At 71.6% G+C, this 18263-nt stretch carries 17 protein-coding genes; 5 read left to right on the top strand and 12 right to left on the bottom strand.

Translation table 11 applies throughout. The features are described 5' to 3' along the window. Nucleotides 1–25: 25 nt before the first annotated feature. Together ICC28_RS11440 and ICC28_RS11435 are read left to right on the top strand one after the other, a co-directional pair. Complete coding sequence (locus ICC28_RS11440; protein ID WP_188288357.1) at nucleotides 26–2767, top strand: FtsX-like permease family protein; 2742 nt, start codon at nucleotides 26–28, stop codon at nucleotides 2765–2767. 158 nt (nucleotides 2768–2925) lie between these two features. Beyond that, nucleotides 2926–3936, top strand: coding sequence for an ABC transporter ATP-binding protein (locus tag ICC28_RS11435; RefSeq protein WP_188288356.1), 1011 nt, complete (start codon nucleotides 2926–2928; stop codon nucleotides 3934–3936). 66 nt (nucleotides 3937–4002) lie between these two features. Here ICC28_RS11435 and ICC28_RS11430 read toward each other — a convergent pair whose 3' ends face one another. The 4 genes from ICC28_RS11430 to ICC28_RS11415 form a co-directional block, all read right to left on the bottom strand. Further along, nucleotides 4003–4698: an ABC transporter ATP-binding protein gene (locus tag ICC28_RS11430; RefSeq protein ID WP_188288355.1), complete on the bottom strand. Its 696-nt coding sequence runs from the start codon at nucleotides 4696–4698 to the stop codon at nucleotides 4003–4005. A gap of 149 nt (nucleotides 4699–4847) precedes the next feature. Continuing rightward, complete coding sequence (leuE, locus tag ICC28_RS11425) at nucleotides 4848–5498, bottom strand: leucine efflux protein LeuE (protein ID WP_188288354.1); 651 nt, start codon at nucleotides 5496–5498, stop codon at nucleotides 4848–4850. A 40-nt stretch (nucleotides 5499–5538) separates the two neighbouring features. After that, nucleotides 5539–6114, bottom strand: a complete 576-nt coding sequence (locus ICC28_RS11420; RefSeq protein WP_188288353.1) for a Uma2 family endonuclease — start codon at nucleotides 6112–6114, stop codon at nucleotides 5539–5541. Between the two features lie 92 nt (nucleotides 6115–6206). Continuing rightward, nucleotides 6207–7787: a methylmalonyl-CoA mutase gene (locus tag ICC28_RS11415; protein ID WP_188288352.1), complete on the bottom strand. Its 1581-nt coding sequence runs from the start codon at nucleotides 7785–7787 to the stop codon at nucleotides 6207–6209. Between the two features lie 252 nt (nucleotides 7788–8039). On the opposite strand from ICC28_RS11415, the gene ICC28_RS11410 reads away from it, so the two are divergent. After that, complete coding sequence (locus ICC28_RS11410; protein WP_188288433.1) at nucleotides 8040–8864, top strand: L,D-transpeptidase family protein; 825 nt, start codon at nucleotides 8040–8042, stop codon at nucleotides 8862–8864. A gap of 215 nt (nucleotides 8865–9079) precedes the next feature. On the opposite strand, the gene ICC28_RS11405 is transcribed toward ICC28_RS11410, so the two are convergent. The 5 genes from ICC28_RS11405 to ICC28_RS11385 all read right to left on the bottom strand — a co-directional run bounded on the left by ICC28_RS11405 (nucleotide 9080) and on the right by ICC28_RS11385 (nucleotide 12537). Beyond that, nucleotides 9080–10312, bottom strand: a complete 1233-nt coding sequence (locus ICC28_RS11405) for a hypothetical protein (protein WP_188288351.1) — start codon at nucleotides 10310–10312, stop codon at nucleotides 9080–9082. Then, nucleotides 10312–10986: an RNA polymerase sigma factor gene (locus tag ICC28_RS11400; protein WP_188288350.1), complete on the bottom strand. Its 675-nt coding sequence runs from the start codon at nucleotides 10984–10986 to the stop codon at nucleotides 10312–10314. Before ICC28_RS11400 ends, ICC28_RS11405 begins: the two co-directional genes overlap by 1 nt. Before the next feature lie 471 nt (nucleotides 10987–11457). Further along, nucleotides 11458–11601 (bottom strand): hypothetical protein, encoded by a 144-nt coding sequence (locus tag ICC28_RS11395; protein WP_188288349.1) that lies wholly within the window; start codon nucleotides 11599–11601, stop codon nucleotides 11458–11460. Between the two features lie 256 nt (nucleotides 11602–11857). After that, entirely contained in the window at nucleotides 11858–12271 is a 414-nt protein-coding gene (locus ICC28_RS11390; RefSeq protein WP_188288348.1) for a DNA-binding protein, read from the bottom strand. Then, nucleotides 12253–12537 (bottom strand): hypothetical protein, encoded by a 285-nt coding sequence (locus ICC28_RS11385; RefSeq protein ID WP_188288347.1) that lies wholly within the window; start codon nucleotides 12535–12537, stop codon nucleotides 12253–12255. Before ICC28_RS11385 ends, ICC28_RS11390 begins: the two co-directional genes overlap by 19 nt. Nucleotides 12538–12603: 66 nt before the next feature. Between ICC28_RS11385 and ICC28_RS11380 the strand changes: the two genes are divergently transcribed. Continuing rightward, nucleotides 12604–12975 carry a transposase gene (locus ICC28_RS11380; RefSeq protein ID WP_223188721.1) on the top strand — a complete coding sequence of 124 codons (372 nt, stop codon included), beginning with the start codon at nucleotides 12604–12606 and terminating at the stop codon, nucleotides 12973–12975. 53 nt (nucleotides 12976–13028) lie between these two features. Here ICC28_RS11380 and ICC28_RS11375 read toward each other — a convergent pair whose 3' ends face one another. From ICC28_RS11375 to ICC28_RS11365, 3 genes are all read right to left on the bottom strand, one after another. After that, nucleotides 13029–13850: a hypothetical protein gene (locus ICC28_RS11375; RefSeq protein WP_188288346.1), complete on the bottom strand. Its 822-nt coding sequence runs from the start codon at nucleotides 13848–13850 to the stop codon at nucleotides 13029–13031. 175 nt (nucleotides 13851–14025) lie between these two features. Then, nucleotides 14026–14568 carry a hypothetical protein gene (locus ICC28_RS11370; RefSeq protein WP_188288345.1) on the bottom strand — a complete coding sequence of 181 codons (543 nt, stop codon included), beginning with the start codon at nucleotides 14566–14568 and terminating at the stop codon, nucleotides 14026–14028. A gap of 1088 nt (nucleotides 14569–15656) precedes the next feature. Further along, nucleotides 15657–15794: a hypothetical protein gene (locus ICC28_RS11365; protein ID WP_188288344.1), complete on the bottom strand. Its 138-nt coding sequence runs from the start codon at nucleotides 15792–15794 to the stop codon at nucleotides 15657–15659. 300 nt (nucleotides 15795–16094) lie between these two features. Between ICC28_RS11365 and ICC28_RS11360 the strand changes: the two genes are divergently transcribed. After that, entirely contained in the window at nucleotides 16095–17885 is a 1791-nt protein-coding gene (locus tag ICC28_RS11360; protein ID WP_188288343.1) for an ABC transporter ATP-binding protein, read from the top strand. Nucleotides 17886–18263 lie beyond the last annotated feature (378 nt).

The raw sequence follows: 18263 nt of genomic DNA, 5'->3' as shown, positions 1-18263 counted from the left end.
CCCTCGGGACGAGAGGACGGGGCCCGTGCCCCCGCGTGCGGGGGCCGGACTGAGGACCCGGCTGAGGGCCTTCGCCGGCACCTCCGTCGCCCTCGCACTGCTGGTGGCCGTGACCGCGGCGCTTGCCGCCGCGTACCCGCGCGCCGTCGACCGGTACGGGGACGCGGGGCTGCGCCAGGCGATCGAGCAGGCCCGCCCCGACCGCACGACCGTGCAGGTGCAGGCCGCGCCTCCCTGGACGGCCACGGTCCAGGAGAGGCAGGCCCTGTTCCGCGGCGACCGGCTGGCCGAGGCGTGGGCCGAGGTCCTCGCCACCGCCGAGGCACCGCTGACCCCCGACCGCGACCAGTCGTCGTACGGCGTCCGCACGACCGTCCCCCTGGCGGTGTCGGCCCCCCGGATCCCCCGGCCCGCCGGACTGCCCGCCCAGATGGTGCTCGCCGCCCAGCAGGACCTGGCCTCCCACGCCCGGATCGGCGCGGGACGGCTGCCCCGCGCCACCGGCGAGGTGACCGCGACGACCGAGCGGGTCGAGGCCGCCGTCACCGCGGACACCGCACGCCAGCTCCGCATCCGGGTGGGTTCCGTGATCCACGTACCGGACGCGCGAGGCGGCCCGCTCGCCGTCCGGATCACGGGCATCGTCAAGCCGCGCACCCCCGCGGGCGCGTACTGGTCGACGCTGCCCGCGCTGCGCACCCCCACCCTGAGCCGCCTGCCCGGCAGCCGGCCGACGGACGTCTACTGGGTCGGCGGCCTGCTCCTCGCCCCCGAGGCCGGCCCCGTCCTGCTGCGCACGCCCGGCCGCCCCGAGCGCTACTGGAACGTCGCCCCCGACGTGGGCAGCCTCCGCGCCCACGATCTCGACCGCCTGACCTCCGCCGTCGCCGCCCTGGAATCGGGGCCGGGCGTGCAGCGCCTGCGGGCCTCCGTCGACGAGGAGCTGGAGGCCCGGACGAAGCTCGACGAAACCCTCGCCGACCATGCCGGACTGCGGTCGGGCATCGAGCCGCTGCTCCTTCTCGCCGCCGTCGGGACCGGCAGCCTCGCCGTCATCGTCCTGGTCATGGCCGGAGGCGTGGCAGCCGACCGCCGGCGCGCCGAACTGACCCTGCTGCGGGCCCGCGGCGCCTCCCTGACCGGTCTCGCCGGACGGCTGCTGGCGGAGACGACGGCGGTGGCCGTACCGGCCGGCGCCCTCGGACTGACCGCCGCACTCCTGCTGCTGCCCGACGCCCGCACCGCGCCCGCCGTCGCCGCCGCCCTCGCCGTCACTCTGGTCGCCTGCCTCGTGCTGCCGCTGCGCGCCGTGGCCGCGCACCGCACGGTACGCCTGCACGACGGCGGGGAGGACCTCGGCAGGGCCCGGACGTCACGGCGACGCACGGTGGCGGAGGTCACCGTCCTGGTGATCGCCGGGGGAGCGATCGCCGCACTGCGCCGGCAGGGATCCGGCAGCACCGCCCTGGTGGCCGCCGCCCCGCTGCTGACGGGCGTCGTCGCCGCGCTGCTGCTGGCACGGCTGCACCCCCTGCCGCTGCGCGCCCTGAGCAGGGCGGCCACCCGCCGGCTGCGCGGCCTGGTGATCCCGCTGTCACTGGCCCAGGTGGCCCGCTCCCCCGGCTTCGCCGTGCTGCCGCTGCTCGCCCTGCTCGGCGCCCTGACCGCGGCCGCGTTCGGCGGCTCCGTGCTGGCCGGGGTCACGGCGGCCCGCGACCGGGCCGCGCTCCTCGACGTCGGCGCCGACGGCCGCGTCGAGACCACCGCCGGCACCCTCCCGCGCGACCTGCCGGACCGCGTCCGCCGGCTGCCCGGCGTCCGGGACGCGACCGAGGTGAGCGTCGTCAACGACGCGAAGCCGGAGCAGAGCACCCAGCCGGTCCCGCTGGCCGGGGTGGACCCCGACGCCTACGCGCGCCTGTCCCACCGCACGGCGCTGGGGCCGTTCGACGCGGCGGACCTCCGGCAGGGGGCCGCCGGTACGGCGGGCGGTGCCGGTACGGCGGACGGTGCCGCCCGGCCCCTGCCCGCGCTGGCCTCCCCGCGCGTGGCCGAAGAGTACGGCACCGGCCCCTCCACCGTGCTCCTCCCGGACGGCACCTCCGTCACCGTCCGGATCGTCCTGGTCCGGGCGCGCACACCGGCCGTGACCGGTGACGACTTCCTCGTCGTGGACCGCTCCGGCCTCCCCGCCGCCCGTGCGACCACCCTGCTCCTGACCGGCGACACCCTGAACGGCCGGGCGCTGCGCTCCGCGGCGGACGGCACGGGGGCGACCGTCCGGCTGCGCGCCGAGGAACGCGCGCGGTTCGTCGACTCCCCGCTCCAGTCCGGCACGGAACGCCTGTTCGGCGTCGCGGTCGCCGCGGGCGCCGGGTACGCCGTACTCGCCCTCCTGCTGACCGTGCTGCGCACCGCGCCCGAACGCACCGCTCTGCTCGCCCGGCTGCGCACCATGGGCATGAACCGCTCCCAGGGCCGCCGACTGCTCATCCTCATGGCCCTGCCGCAGGCGTTGCTGGCCGCGGCGGGCGGCGTCCTGACCGGCTGGGCCTGCATCCGTCTGCTGTCGCCCGGTATCGACCTCGCGACCATCGCCCTGGCCTCGCCGTCCGCCCTCGAAGGGGCCGCGCTGCGCACCGATCCGCTGTCGCTGGCGGTTCCGGCGCTCGCCGTGCTGCTGCTGGCCGTCGGCGTGCCCGCCGGGCAGGCCTGGTGGGCCGGCCGCCGCGGCTCGGTGCGCGAACTGAGGCTGGGGGACGGCTAGACAGTGAACAGCCCCCCGACAACCAGGTCCTGCCGTACGGACCGCGCCGGCTCCGGGACCGGGGCCGCCGGGCCGCGCAACCACGGCACGACCCGAACGACCGCGTCCAGCCCCCTCGGGTACCGGCCCGTGTTCCCGCGTCCGCCCAGGAGCATCCGATGACCAGCAGCCCGACCTTCCACGAGCTCGCCGACCGTGCCCTCGCCGCGCGCAACGAGGCCGCCTACGGCCATGACGCCCTGATCACCTGCGACCGGGTGGTCCGGATCTTCTCCGCCGACGGCGTGGAGGTCCAGGCGCTGCAGGGCCTCGACCTCCTGGTGCGCAAGGGAGAACTCATGGCTCTGGTGGGGGCCTCCGGCAGCGGTAAGTCCACCCTCATGAACATCCTGGCCGGACTGGACAAGCCCACCGCCGGGGCGGCCCGCGTCGCCGACCACGACCTGGTCACGATGTCCGCCAAGGAGCGTCTGGCCTACCGTCGCGCCACCGTCGGCTTCGTCTGGCAACAGACGTCCCGCAATCTCCTGCCGTACCTCACCGCCGCGCAGAACGTCGCCCTGCCCCTGCAACTGGCCGGCACCCGCCGTGGACGCCGGGCCCGGGCCACCCGCGTCATGGAACTCCTCGACCTGCTGGAGGTCGCCGACTGCCGCGACCGCACACCGCCCGAGATGTCCGGCGGCCAGCAGCAGCGCGTCGCCCTCGCGGTCGCCCTCGCCAACGACCCGGCGGTCCTGCTCGCCGACGAGCCCACCGGCGAACTCGACTCCCACACCGGCGAACAGGTCTTCGCCGCGTTCCGCACCGCGAACGAGGAACTGGGCACGACCATCGTGATCGTCACCCACGACCAGTCCGTCGCCGGTGAGGTCCGCCGCACCGTGGCCATCCGCGACGGCCGTACCTCGACGGAGGTCCTGCGGCACAGCGAGGTCGACTCCGCCACGGGCCAGGAGAACCTGGTGGCCCGCGAGTACGCCATGCTCGACCGCGCCGGCCGCCTCCAGCTCCCGGCGGAGTACACCAGGGCCCTGGGGATGCGCGACCGCGTCGCCCTGGAACTGGAGCCCGACCACATCGCGGTCCGCCCGGACGACCGGAACGACCGGAACGACCGCGCGGGCCGGGGCCCGGACACCTCGGACGCGGCGGAGCCGGGGCCCTGACAGGAACCGGGGGCGCCCCCGCCCGCGCGGCGAGCTCCGGCCGACGGGCCCTGGGGCCCCGGCACTTCAGGACTCGGTGATCTCGCCGTCCTTGAGCTCCAGCACGCGGTCGGCGAGGTCGAGGAGCGTCGTGTCGTGCGTGGCGACCAGGGCCGTGATCCGTTCGCTGCGGACGACCGCGCGCAGCAGCTCCATCACGGAGTGCCCGGTCTCCGCGTCCAACTGCCCGGTCGGCTCGTCGGCGATGAGGATCGAGGGGCTGTTGGCCAGGGCACGGGCGATCGCGACGCGCTGGCGCTGTCCGCCCGACAACTCGCCGGGTCGCTGCTCGGCATGGTCGGCGAGGCCCACGAGGGACAGCAGCAGCTCGACGCGCTCCCGCCGCTCGCGGGGATCCGCCCTGCGCAACCGCATCGGCATGCCCACGTTCTCGGCGGCCGTGAGGATGGGGATGAGCCCGAACGACTGGAAGACGAAGCCGATGCGTTCCCGGCGCAGCGCGAGGAGGGCGTCCTCGCCCTGCTCGCGCAGGTCCAGCCCGTCGACGGTGACGCGTCCGCTGTCCGGCTCGTCGAGGCCGCCGACGATGTTGAGCAGTGTCGTCTTGCCGGAGCCGGAGCGGCCCCTGAGCGCGACGAGTTCTCCCGGGGGGACCTCGAAGGAGACACCACGCAGGGCGTGCACGGCGTTCGCGCCCCGACCGTACGACTTGTGCACGTCCGCCACCCGCAACATGGCTGTGGCGGTCACCGCCTGACCCATCGTGCCCCCCGTAAGCTCCGCTGATCCCGCGGCGCGCAGTATCTCACCCGGCGACGCACGGACCAAGGCGGACGCCGGTCGTCTGTGAGCGCGTCGGCGGTCGCGCGGAACTCCTCGAAGACGTACGGCCGGACTGCCCGGGCCGGGCTCTAGCTGCCCGCGAGCGACAGCTTCACCGCGAACCCCAGGAACAGGGCCCCCGCCGCCGAGGTCGCCCCGGCCGACAGCCGCCTGCGCCGCCGGAAGGCGCTCGCCAGCCTGGTGCCGCTGAATATCAGGGCGGTGAGGTAGAGGAAGCTGGCGAGCTGGGCCAGGGCGCCGAGGACGACGAAGGACAGGGCCGGGTAGGCGTATGCCGGGTCGACGAACTGCACGAAGAACGCGACGAAGAACAGGATCGCCTTGGGGTTGAGCAGGCTGATGACGAACGCCCGCCGGTAGGGCCGCTCGTCCGCGGCAGCGGCGGCCGGCGCGTCGTCGGCGCCCGGCTCCCGCCGCGCCCGCCACATCCCCCGGGCCGCCCGCAGCATCCCGACCGCCAGCCAGGTCAGATAGCCGGCGCCGGCGTACTTCACGATCCCGAAGAGCACGGCGTTGGCCTGGAGCAGCGAGGCCACCCCGGCGGCCGACAGCGTCATCAGCACGGCGTCCCCGCACCAGACCCCGGCCGCGGCGCCGTATCCGGCCCGGACGCCCTTGCGGGCGGCGACGGAGAGCACGTAGAGGGAGTTGGGGCCGGGCAGCAGGACGATCAGGACCAGGCCCGCGAGGTAGGTGGGGAGATCGATGACGCCGAACATGGAAAGGAGTGTCGCACGGGGGTACGACACTCGGGTTGCCCTAGCCGTTGAGAAGCATGTCCACGGAGAGTTCGACGCTGATACCTACGGACTCGGGCACAGGCATGCTCTGGCCGCGCTTGAACCGTTGGGGGGCGGGGTACTTGCCGTCGACCGGCAGGGTGAACAGGAGCACCTCGTCATGCTTCCGGTCCGCGACGACGTATGCCGGGATACCGGCCTGGGCATAGCACTCGACCTTGGGACCGAGGTCGTCGGACCAGTTGGACGAGGTGACCTCGATGACCAGGCGGAAGACGTTCGGGGCGTAGTAGTTCTTCTTGACGTGAGCGTCGCAGAAGTCCTCGTCGACGACGGAGAAGTCGGGGATCGCGAAGTCCTCGGGGAGCGTGGGCAGCCAGAGACCGATGCCCTGGACATGCTCGGCTCCGCTGCCTTCGATGCCCGCCCTGTCGAAGCTGCGACCGATTTTGGTCAGCGCCAGCTGGTGCGGGCCATCCGGCGGCGGTGTCACAACGAGCCTCCCCTGGAGAATCTCCACGCGGTGGCCAGGCAGTGCATGGGCAAGCTGCTCGGCAGCCTCGCCCAGAGTCAGCTCCTGCTGCAGTACGGCCATGGCGTCCTCCTTGTCGGGGCCCACTCTTCACGAGCGTAACCGGGGACGTGCACGTTCCGCCCCCGATCACCCGTACGAAGTAATCGCCCAGCTCAGAAGGCGTCCGACGGTACGTAGGTGCCCCAGACCTCGCGCAGGGCGTTGCAGACCTCGCCGACGGTGGCGCGGGCGCGGAGGGCGTCCTTCATGGGGTACAGGACGTTGTCCTCGCCGGCTGCGGCCTTCTTCAGGGCGTCCAGGGCCGCGTCCACCGCCGACTGGTCCCGCTCCGCGCGGAGTTTGGCGAGGCGTTCGGCCTGCTGGGCCTCGATGGCGGGGTCGACGCGCAGCGGCTCGTAGGGCTCCTCCTCGTCGAGCTGGAAGCGGTTGACGCCGACCACGACCCGCTCACCGGAGTCGGTCTCCTGCGCGATCCGGTACGCGGAACGCTCGATCTCGTTCTTCTGGAAGCCGTGCTCGATGGCCGAGACCGCGCCGCCGAGGTCCTCGACCTTCGTCATCAGCTCGACCGCGGCGGCCTCGACCTCGTCGGTCATCTTCTCGATGACGTAGGAGCCCGCGAACGGGTCGACCGTCGCCGTCACGTCCGTCTCGTAGGCGAGGACCTGCTGGGTGCGCAGCGCCAGGCGCGCGGACTTGTCCGTGGGCAGCGCGATGGCCTCGTCGAAGGAGTTGGTGTGCAGCGACTGCGTGCCGCCGAGGACCGCCGCCAGGCCCTGGACCGCGACGCGGACCAGGTTCACCTCCGGCTGCTGCGCGGTCAGCTGCACGCCGGCGGTCTGCGTGTGGAAGCGCAGCATCAGCGACTTGGGGTTCTTCGCGCCGAACTCCTCGCGCATCACCCGCGCCCAGATCCTGCGGGCCGCACGGAACTTCGCGACCTCCTCCAGGATCGTGGTGCGGGCCACGAAGAAGAACGACAGACGCGGCGCGAAGTCGTCGACGTCCATGCCCGCCGCGACCGCCGTGCGCACGTACTCGATGCCGTCCGCGAGCGTGAACGCGATCTCCTGCGCCGGCGAGGCGCCCGCCTCGGCCATGTGGTAGCCGGAGATCGAGATCGTGTTCCACTTCGGGATCTCGGCCTTGCAGTACTTGAAGATGTCCGCGATCAGCCGCAGGGAGGGCTTGGGCGGGAAGATGTACGTCCCGCGCGCGATGTACTCCTTCAGCACGTCGTTCTGGATCGTGCCGGTCAGCCTGTCGGCGCTGACCCCCTGCTCCTCGCCGACCAGCTGGTACATCAGCAGCAGCAGCGCCGCCGGGGCGTTGATCGTCATCGACGTCGACACCTTGTCCAGCGGGATCCCGCCGAACAGCACCCGCATGTCCTCCACCGAGTCGATCGCCACGCCGACCTTGCCGACCTCGCCGTGCGCGATCGGCGCGTCGGAGTCGTGGCCCATCTGGGTGGGCAGGTCGAAGGCGACCGACAGACCCATGGTGCCGTTGGCGATCAGCTGCTTGTAGCGGGCGTTGGACTCCGTCGCCGTACCGAAACCGGCGTACTGCCGCATCGTCCACGGACGGCCCGTGTACATCGACGGATACACACCCCGGGTGAACGGGTACGCGCCCGGCTCACCCAGCTTCTCGGCCGGATCCCAGCCCGCCAGGGCATCCGGCCCGTACACCGGCTCGATGGGCAGTCCGGACTCCGACTCGCGCGCCATGGTGTGTTGCCTCCCGCCGAGCTGTTCGCTCGATGCTCACTCACTGGTACAGGCCGACCCTTCGACGGACTGTAGCCGGGCGGCCCGCACCCGGTGGAGTGCAGCACGCTGGGACCTTGCTCACAACGTCCGTGCGGCCCCGGTCACAGCCGTTCCGTACCGTTCACAACCAGTCTTCCGCGGGGAGACATCCCACGGAACACCGGCAGTCGCCGGCATGAGACGACGGGGGCCGTGATGCGTATCAGGGGCATGAGGAGACCGGCCGGAGTGCTCGCCTGGGCGGCGGCGCTCGCCGTGGTGTGCGGCTGCACGGTGCAGCCGTCCGACGAGGAGGGCGGCCGGCGGTCGCCGGTGCGCATCGAGACTCCCGGCGGGACTCCGTCGAGGACCGCGGAGGCGGGCCCACCCGAGAAGGCGGACGACAAGCCCGCGCGCGAGGCGCCGAAGGTGCTGTGGTCCCGCGGTGACACCGGGCGGGACGTGCGCGAGCTCCAGGCCCGGCTGCGCCAGGTGGCCTGGCTGTTCGACGGGCCGACGGGCACCTACGACGACCTGACCGAACGGGCGGTCAAGGGCTTCCAGGGCAAGCGCGGGCTGCCGCGCACGGGCCGGACGGACAGCGTCACCTGGCAGCGGCTGCTGAGGATGACGGACGAGCCCGGCCAGTGGGACCTGTATCTGATGGGCGGGCAGCCGGCCGCCGAGCCGGACCCGCGGTGCCTGACCGGCCGGGTACTGTGCATCGACAAGACGAGCCGGACCCTGCGCTGGATGATCGACGGCCGGACCGTCTCGACGATGGCGGTGCGCTTCGGCTCGCAGTACACGCCGACGCGCGAGGGCGTGTTCCAGGTCTACTGGAAGTCCCGCCACCACCACTCCACGCTGTACGACTCGCCGATGCCGTACGCGATGTTCTTCAGCGGGGGCCAGGCGGTGCACTACTCGTCCGACTTCGCGGCGCGCGGCTACGCGGGCGCCTCGCACGGTTGCGTCAACGTCCGGGACGAGACGGCCGTCGCGGAGCTGTTCGCGCAGGTGCGGAACGGCGACAAGGTCGTCGTGTCGTGGTGAGTCGCGGAAGAAGTGCGAGGCGGGAGAGGAGTGGGGCGCGGACGGGACCGGGGGAACGTGTCCCGCCCGCGCCAGGTGCACAAGCCGTAGGTACGGGGGGAACCCCGGCTCTGTGCGACGGCCGATGACCAGTCGGCTCATTGAGTACTGCGTGCGGGGCCGGGAAAACGTCACACCTAGCGCGAAAAAACTTCAACGATCTACGAATCCGCAGGTCAGCTGGCGTGTCGACCCTCCGGGCGGGAGGGCGGTTCGTCGGCGCGGTGGCCGCCGCCGTCGCCCTGGCCGGGCTGGTGGCCTTCGCCGTCGCCCTGGCCGTTGCGGCCCCCTTGGCCGGGCTGGTGGCTTTCGCCGTGTCCCTGGCCGTTGCGACCGTTCTGGCCGTTGTGGCCGCCCTGGCCGTTGTGGCTGTTCTGGCCGTTGCGACCGCTCTGGCCGCCCTGGCTGTGCTGCCCGTTGTGGCCGCCTTGACCGTTCTGGCCGCCCCTGCCCGCGCCCTGGCCCGGCCGGTGGCCTTCGCCGCCGCCCCGGCCGTTGTGGCCGCCCTGGCCCGCGCCCTGGCCGGGCCGGTGGCCTTCGTCGTCGTCCTGGCCGTTGTGGTCGTCCTGGCCGGTGCCCCGGCCGCCGGTCGCGCCGCCCTTGCCCTTGCCGTTGCCGTTGCCGCTGCCGTTGTTGCTGCCGTCGTGGGACGTCCCGCGGTCGACGAGGAGGCCCGAGCAGTACTTCGACACGCGCGCGGAGCCGCCGGCCGCGCCTTCCAGAGCACGCCGGCGGTCGTCGTTCAGGCGCCTGCCGTCGCGGATGTCCCGGCAGGCCGAGGTGACGCTGCCCTTCCAGCCGTCGGCGCGGCCCTTCTCCTCGTCGGCCGAGGACCCGGGGTCGGGGGCCGGTCCGCCCGTCGCGGTCTCGCCGTGCGAGGGCTTCCCGTCGGGTGCGGGCTCGCTCTCCCCGGCGCCTTGCGACGGCTGCGGGGCGAGCGGGAGCCCGGGCGTGGGCTCCACCGTGACCGAGGAGGCCGGGGTCGGTTCGTCGTCGCCGAACGGCTGGGGCAGCACTCCGGTTCCGGCCGCGACGGCGACGCCGCCGACCAGGCCGAGGGCCAGCGCGGCGGCGAGCCCGAGGCGCGCCGGGCGGGCCCAGCGCGGGCGGCGGGTGCCGTGGGCGGGGCCGCCGATCCGGACCAGCCCGGCGTCGGGGGAACGGTGGCGGGCGGGTCGGCCGACGGGGGCCGGGGCGTCGGCGCGGGCCGAGCGGAAGGCGGCCAGCGCGGCGGCCTCGCCGGGGAGTTCGGCGCTGCTCAGCGGGGGTTCGGCGGTCAGTGCCTCAAGCGTCTTGGCGAGCCGTTCCGCCTGGTCCCGGTCGGCCGCGTCGACAGCCTCGAGTGACTCCCCGCTCAGCAGACGTTCCGCGGTTTCCGGGTCCAGCCACCTGTACTGCTCGTCGGCCATCACACATCCTTCTGCGTCCGCGCACGCGTATGCGTCACACTCGCGGACGTCACCGCGCGACCGCGCGGTTCTGGCTGAGGGGGCAGGGCGTCGAGGACGCCCGCCGATTCCGGATCGAGTTCCGGATCGCCGCCGAGCAGCTCGGCGAGTCGCTTCAGACCGCGGTGCGCCGCCGTCCGTACGGCGCCCGGCCGCTTGCCGAGGGTCTCCGCCGCCGTCTTGGCGTCGAGCCCCACGACCACGCGCAGGACGACGGCCTCGGCCTGGTCCTGCGGCAGCCGGGCGATGAGGGAGAGCGTGCCGTCGGTGGCGAGGGCCTCGATGGCCTCGCCCGCGGTGTCGGACTGCGCGGCCTTGCCGGTGAGCTCCGTCTCGTCACCGCCGATCGCGGGGCGGCGGCCGCGCATGCGTATGTGGTCGAGCGCGCGGTTGCGGGCTATGCGGGCGGCCCAGCCGCGGAAGCGGTCCGCGTCGCCGCTGAAGCGGTCGAGGTCACGGGCGATCTGGAGCCAGGCCTCCGAGGCGACGTCCTCGGCGTCCGGGTCGCCGACCAGCGTCCGGACGTATCCGAGCAGCCGCGGGTGCACGGATCGGTACACAGTCCGGAACGCGGTCTCGTCCCCGTTCTGTGCCGCAAGCACCGCGGTCGTCAGCTCCGCGTCGTCCCCCAGCACCCGTTTTCCTCGGTCGATGGTTGCGGTGATCAGTCAACTGTCCCGCTCGGCGCGAATGGCACGTTACGACCTGAAACCACTGCTCGTCCATGTCCGCACAAAGCGCAACCCACTCGTGACGGGGCGGGCCGTGGCCCTGGTCGGGTGGGGTGTGACAGAAAACGCACTCACGGCGCTGTAAGAAGTACGGGCCGCCGCGCGGCCCGTGCCGCGCGACGGCCGGGGCCTCTCCTGTGGGGGGTGGCGGCCCCGGCCGTCTCCGCGGATTAGGGATCTGGCCTGCGACGATGTGCGACTTCTGTGACCAGCGCGGCTGGCGCGTGACCAACGCGATCAGACATCTCGTCAGATCTTCCTTGGACCGATGCGCTGAGCCGCCCCGGACGCCGGCTCGCCTACCCCTTCGACGCGACGCTGCCGCGCTGCGAGCATCCCGATCCGCCCCTGCGGTCGGCCTGAATCTCCACCGGGTCACGTCCGCTGGAGTGGTGTATCGACGGCCACTCGGTGATCTCTTCTTTGAGGCTGTGCGGTGAGTTCGGTGGGCAGGACGGTGTCGTCGGTTTCTGACTCGATCGAGTGGAGGCGGGCCTTGGCCAGCAGGTCGAGTCCCATGTAGCGGCGGGCCTCATCCCAACGCCGGAGCAAACCCCCGGATCAGGTCGAACCCGTACATCACTTCCTTGGACGCAACCCGAGACCTGTGGAGGCACGACGGGCTGCATCAAAGCGCCTTCAGTGCCTTCGCCAGCCTCGCCCATGGATCGCAGGCGCGCGCCGGTGGCCAGGTACGTGATCCACGATGGTGGCATGTCCACCCCAGCACCGCTCAGATCCCGCTCTGCACCTTTCCCCGCTCGCTTGGCCCGCCTCACACAGAAATGAGCCGAATCCGATCGCCGCAGAGTTTGGTCATGTCGTCGATGTCGGACGTCAGCATGACCACGGGCCGCTGCTGCCGCAGGGCAGCCTCGGCCACGGCCGCGTCGATGGCGTACTTGTGACCGTGCAGCCCTGCCCCCATCAACAGTGCCGAGGCCGCCTTCGCCTCCTCGTCCCCCACCGGGATCACCCGCAGGCCAGACAGCAGCCAGCTCAGCCGGGCCTTGTTCGTACGGGCGTGGACGGCCTCGATGATGGTGAGCGAGCAGATCACCGCCTCCATGCCACGGGAGCGCGCCTCCGCGACCAGCGCCGCCACTGTCTCGTCATCGTCGAGCAGCTTGGAGAGCCCCTCGCTGTCCAGGACCAGCGTCCCCTCGTGGCTCAGCTTGCGGCGGGCCACTGGTCTTCCTCGGCGAACACCTCGTCGAACACCTGCCGCGCCCGCTGCCGCGCCTGCTCGGACGCCGGCCCGTTGCGGCTCTCGTAGTCGGCCAGATACTCGTCCAACACCTGCCCCCGCAGCTCCCGCTCAACGGCTGCGGCGATGAACGCGGAGAACTCCCGCTTACCGACCCGCGCCCGGATCGCCTCCGCAGTCCCCTCGGGCAGGGAGAGGCTGACCCGCGTCGCCGGCCCCTCACCGATGCTGTACGTCGTCTCAGACATGACCCCATTGTGTCAAACAAGTAGGAAACCAGAAAGCCCTGAGCAACCCCACCCGCCCCAGGGGATCTGCGGGCACCGGACGAGCGGCTCCTTCAAGTCCGGCTCGCCTGCCCCGACATCACCCGGGCCTGCGATCTCGCCCGCGCCTTCGCCGACATGGTCCGTCACCAGCGCGGATACCTGCTGCTGGAGTGGATCCGACAGGCCGAGCAGGACGCACCGAAGCGCATGAAGGGCTTCGCCGGCTTCCTCCGCCAGGACCTCGACGCAGTGACCGCCGGCCTGACTCTGCTCTGGAGCTCTGGAGCCGTCGAAGGAAACGTGAACCGGGTGAAGACACTCAAGCGGGCTATGTACGGCCGGGCCTCGTTCGAACCCCTCCGCACCCGGATCCTCATCCATCCATCAACTTCACGGAACTGCAGACAGGGCCACTGAAAAACCCTGGTCGGATTCCGTAAAACCCTGGTCGGATTCCGTGGAGCTCCAGTTCAGGACGATTGCGGGGTCGGCTGCGGCTCGCCGTCAGCCTGTGGACCGCCGGCGAGAGACCCGAAGTACTCGTCGAGCAATAGGAGCAGTTGATCCACAGCGTGCTGGTCGTCCTCGGGTGACCACGGCTCTGGGGGGCGGCCCTTGGGAAAGGCAAGCTTCAGGACCAAGCCCGTCCAGACCAGATTCGTCCCGAAACCCAGTTTGGCGGCGAGCCACTCCTGGAACCCGTTCAGGAGGTCGCCTGCTGCGGCGACGTTGTAGCCGTTGAGGAACCCGGTCACCGACCCGAAGGTGACGCGGCCAACGAATATGCCCGGGTGCGTCTTGAAGTCTTCCCAGAAATCCTGGCGGGACTGCACTGGCTTGCGCATGGCACGCCCCGCACGACTCCAGGCAGGGGGAATGTCCGACAGATTGCTGCCGACCCCCCACGTGGAGTACGAGACCACCTCCGGCCCCACGCCAAGCGCGGCGAGGAGCCTGCCCGCGCGCGCTGCCGAGTCGACCGGACCGCCCATCCGGGTCCAGATGTGCGTTCCCGGAGCGTCCCCTTCGTGATGGGTAGCGACGAAATCCGTACCCTCCAGCACGAAGAACGCCGCCCGGACCCTGCCGTGTCCGTCCCACGAGGTCTCAAGAGTCAGCCTGAGCCGACGGGCCACCGCGTCCAAGTCCACCGAGAGATAGGCGAAGGAGTACATGGGCCAGCCGACGCCTTGGAACATCGAGACTTGCCGGGCCGGATTGGGTCCGCCCGGCGGTTCTGTCGCGGGCTCCCAGCCGTCCTCGGCATCCGGTACGCACATCAGTTCAGTCACAGGGACAGTCAACCAGCACGCGGCGGCCACGATGTGACGGCCGACAGCAGTCTTGCAGCCCCCACGACCAGTTGTTCACGGAACCACGGCCAGAGCCAAATTCAACGAGCCTCATCAAGCCCGCAGGCACCGAGCTGACCATTGACCGCATGCCCGTCGCGTAGCCGAACAGCGGTCACGCAATCCTTCCCGACCCGATGCGATGAGCCGTCCCGGACGCGAGCTTGCGGGCCCCTTGGACTCGTCGCTTGCCGTACTGGGCCATGGTGTAGCCCGGCGAGTGGTGCCTCACGTTCGCGGCGACCTCCACGGGGTTCTCCCCCGCGTCCAGGTCGTTGGTGACCTTGCTGCGCCGCCAGTCGTGGATGCGGAACCGGTCGGGAAGATCCAGCCACTTTCTTGTGGTCCGCCACCGTGCGCTGACCTGACCAGCATCCTGGACGCCACCGGGCGCGATCCCGCCTCGGCGAAGCATGTATCCGTCCCGCGCAAAGACAAGGCCCTGCTCCACCCAGAGCGAGCCAAGCTTCTCCTTCCACATCTGCTGGCGCTCCCGCTGAACCTTCAGCACCGCCATCAGCGCCGGATCGACATAGATGATCGCGTCGTCGTCACCGTCCTTGGCCAGGCGCCGCAGGACGCTCTTGTTTCCCACCTCAACGACGACCCACTCCAGTTCGATGGCGCAGTCGTCCCAGTGGACGAGGTCCCACTTCATCCCCAGGGCCTCACTGCGGCGGACACCCGTTGCCGTGTACGTCGTCCACAACGGCGCATCACGCGTACAGAAATGCAGCGGCCCACAGCCGCGCCGCCCGCACGGTGTTCGGCCTGCCCTTTCGGGGGATTTCGATCGGAGTAACTCCCCTGACCGTTACCTCTCTTAGACACTCAGGACGTGGCCTATATTGCGCACGCCCCAGGGCTACGGACCTTGAGCACACGCAGTCGCCGCTGTGCGGGTGACACGCAAGCCGGGCAGCTCGCGTAGCTGATCGTCGAGGGCACCCTGCGGCATAAAGGCCATTCCGAACCGGACGTGGCGCGCGGCCCGCCCGGCGGCCGGGCGAGAGGCAGCAGTACACACTCGGCCGACGCCCCTCTGGACGATGAGCGACGTGCTGACCGATCCCGCCACCATGGTCAGTGGCGAGGCAACCGAGCGCACCGACCTGACCTCGGCACTCGCAACCTTCTACGAGAGGGGTAGCCGTGCCGCGCGGTCTGGGACGCAGTCCCTGCCGAGGCGATCCGCGACGGGCTGATCGACGCCGCCGGTTGGCCACATGACCAACGCGTGACCAACAGCAGTCAGGAACAGGCAGGAACACCCAGATGAGGCCCGCACCAGACGGCAAACGGGAACCTGCCTCTGGATGACAAAGTGCCTGGTCAGAGGCCCTCGACGACTTGCCTCGCCCAGGGGTGGCGGCCCCGGCCGTCTCCGCGGATTAGGGATCTGGCCTGCGACGATGCGCGATTCTCCTGACCAACGTGGCCAGCGCATGACCAACGCGATCGGACACCTCGTCAGTTCTTCCCCGGGCCGGTGCGCCGAGCCGGGCCGGGCGTCGGCTCGTCAAACCCTTCGCCGCGGCACTCCGTGCTGCCAGCCTCCCGATCCGCCCCTGCAGTCGACCTGAACCTCCGCCGGCTCTTCCACTGCCCGGCATCGGGCTCTGCTCGGAAAGCAATGGGTGGAGCGCTTGAATACAGGCGCCGCGGTACGCCTCGTCCCGAAGCGACTGCACGCCCGAGACACGCTCTCCCGCCGCACGCTGCGCAACGGCCTCGTCGGCCTGCGACTCACTCGTCGATGGGCGGCCTCGGCCGAAGGGAGCAGCAGATGCCGACGGTGAGGAGCATCTCCAGCCACTTGGCGGGGGCGCACCCGACGATCGCCGGATGGCCGCCGGAACCCCCGGGCTTCCAGGCTGGTGACATGACACACCGTACGTACGAGAAGGAACCTGATACCGCTCGCCGGCTCCCGGCCGAAGCAGCGAGTCGCCGCGACGCCAGGCGGCCCGGGGGCGAGCTCCGGGAGTTTCTCGGCACGGCATTGGGCGGTCGGCGGCCTCTGTCCGGCCGCCGTACGCCCTGATCCCCGCGATGCCGTTGTGCACACGCTTGCCGCGACGGCCGCTGAACCGGCCCCCTGAGCCGAGCCCGGAAGCCCCCGTGCGGCCTGATGCCGTCCGCCGCTGACGAGGTGCGCGGCCGACCACGTTGGAAAGGAATCCTGTGAACACCGCATCCGCCCCGGAGGCGACGGGTGCCGACTCCCCCCGCGTCCGCGAGACGCTGAGGGCGCTGTACGGATATGTCCGCCCGCACCGGTGGACCGTCGTACTCGGTCTGCTGTTGGCGCTGGCCGGGGCCGCCGGCGGACTGCTCCAGCCCCTGGCTACAAAGGCGCTGGTCGACCGGCTCTCGTCCGGTGGCACGATCGCCACCATCCTGCTGGCCCTGACGGTACTGGTGCTGCTCAGCACGGTGGCCGAGGCATTCGGCGCCTACGTGCTGGAGCGGACGGCGGAGTCCGTGGTCCTGGCCGCTCGCCGCAGTCTGATCGGCCGGCTGCTGCGGCTGCGGCTGTCGGCGGTGGACCGGATGCAGCCGGGCGATCTGATGTCCCGGGTGACCTCCGACACCACGCTTCTGCGGGCCGTCAGCACCCAGGCGGTGGTCAACGCCGCGACCGGGACGGTCACGCTGATCGCGGCGGTCGTGGTGATGGCCTTCCTCGATGTCGTCCTGCTCGGCGTCGCACTCGGTGTGGTCGTGGTCGTCGGGGCGGGCGCCGCCCTGGTGCTGCCGAGGATCGGGCAGGCCGCCGAGCGCTCCCAGGCCGCGGTCGGGGAGATGTCCACCGGCCTGGAGCGGGTCTTCGGCGCGTTCCGTACGGTGAAGGCGTCCGGCGCCGAGGAGCGGGAGACCGCCCGCGTCGAGGCGTCGGCCCGGCGGGCGTGGCGCTACGGCGTGCGCGGCGCGAAGTGGGAGGCCCTGCTGGGAACGGCGGACAACCTCGCCGTCGAGCTGGCGTTCCTCGCGGTGCTCGCGGTCGGCGGGGCGCGGGTGGCGTCCGGGGACATCCCCGTCTCCACGCTCATCGCCTTCCTGCTGTACCTGTTCTACCTGATGGAGCCGGTGTACAAGCTGGTCGAGGCCGCCTCCGAGTACCAGGAGGGTGCGGCGGCGATTTCCCGGATCAAGGAGGTGGACCGCCTGGCGGCGGAGCCACCGGCCAAGCGCCGGCCGCCGCGGCCCAGGGACGTGGCAGCCGTGCAGCGTGCGGCGTCGGTCCGCTTCGAGGAGGTGTCCTTCCGCTACGGGCCGGGGCTGCCGTACATCCACCAGCAGGTGGACTTCGAGGTGCCGGGCGCCGGGACGACAGCCTTCGTCGGCCCTTCGGGTGCGGGCAAGTCGACGGTCTTCTCGCTCATCGAGCGGTTCTACGAGACGACCGGCGGCCGGATCCTGGTGGACGGCAAGGACATACGCGAGTGGCCGCTGCCCGAGTTGCGGTCCGTCATCGGGTATGTCGAGCAGGACGCGCCGGTGCTGGCCGGAACGCTGCGGGAGAACCTGGTCTTCAGCGCGCCCGGCGCGACGGACGACGACATCCGGACCGTCCTCGCCCGGACCAGGCTCGACGCGCTTGTCGAGCGTCTCCCGCACGGCCTGGACACCCTGGTCGGGCACCGCGGCTCGAAGCTGTCCGGCGGTGAGCGCCAGCGCGTCGCGATCGCCCGCGCGCTGCTGCGCAGACCTCGACTGCTGCTGCTGGACGAGGCGACCTCGCAGCTCGACGCGGTCAACGAGCTGGCGCTGCGGGACGCCATCGCCGAGGCGGCACGCGAGACCACCGTCCTGGTGGTGGCGCACCGCCTGTCGACGGTGACGGACGCGGACCGCATCGTCGTCATGGACGCCGGCAGGGTCCGCGCGGTCGGCACCCATGAAGAGCTGGTGGCCGAGGACGAGATGTACGCACAGCTCGCCACGACCCAGCTCCTGATTCCGGCGGGTTGACGTCCTCTCCTGCCCGAGGGCAGGAGATTCCGGTCTGTACCTCCCCCATCGCGGTACCACCTCGGGTTCCTGTTTCACAGGCCACGGCCGACCGGTGGGGGTCGGTCTGGCACGGCCTCCGCAGGCCTGACTTCCCGCCCGTCCGGCGGTAGGTCACCTGCCCCCTGAAGGGTGGAGCACCAGGCAAGAGTCGGGCAGCCCCGGCGGGTGAGAGCGGTGCCCCATCGGCTGCCCGCGTCACCAGGCGGTCCGCACACCCGCTCAGTCAGGTCCCGTTGAGCAGGCCGGACGGCGGCCCGCTCAACCTGATGCGCATGGGCACCGTCAAGAGCACGCTCCACCCGGCACTGGTGAACGAGGGCGCCGGGTGCGATGGAG

This window comes from Streptomyces sp. TRM68416 (genome assembly GCF_014596915.1).
Classification (GTDB): domain Bacteria; phylum Actinomycetota; class Actinomycetes; order Streptomycetales; family Streptomycetaceae; genus Streptomyces.
Note: the sequence above shows the minus strand (reverse complement) of the source record. Positions and strands in the feature narration are given on the sequence as shown.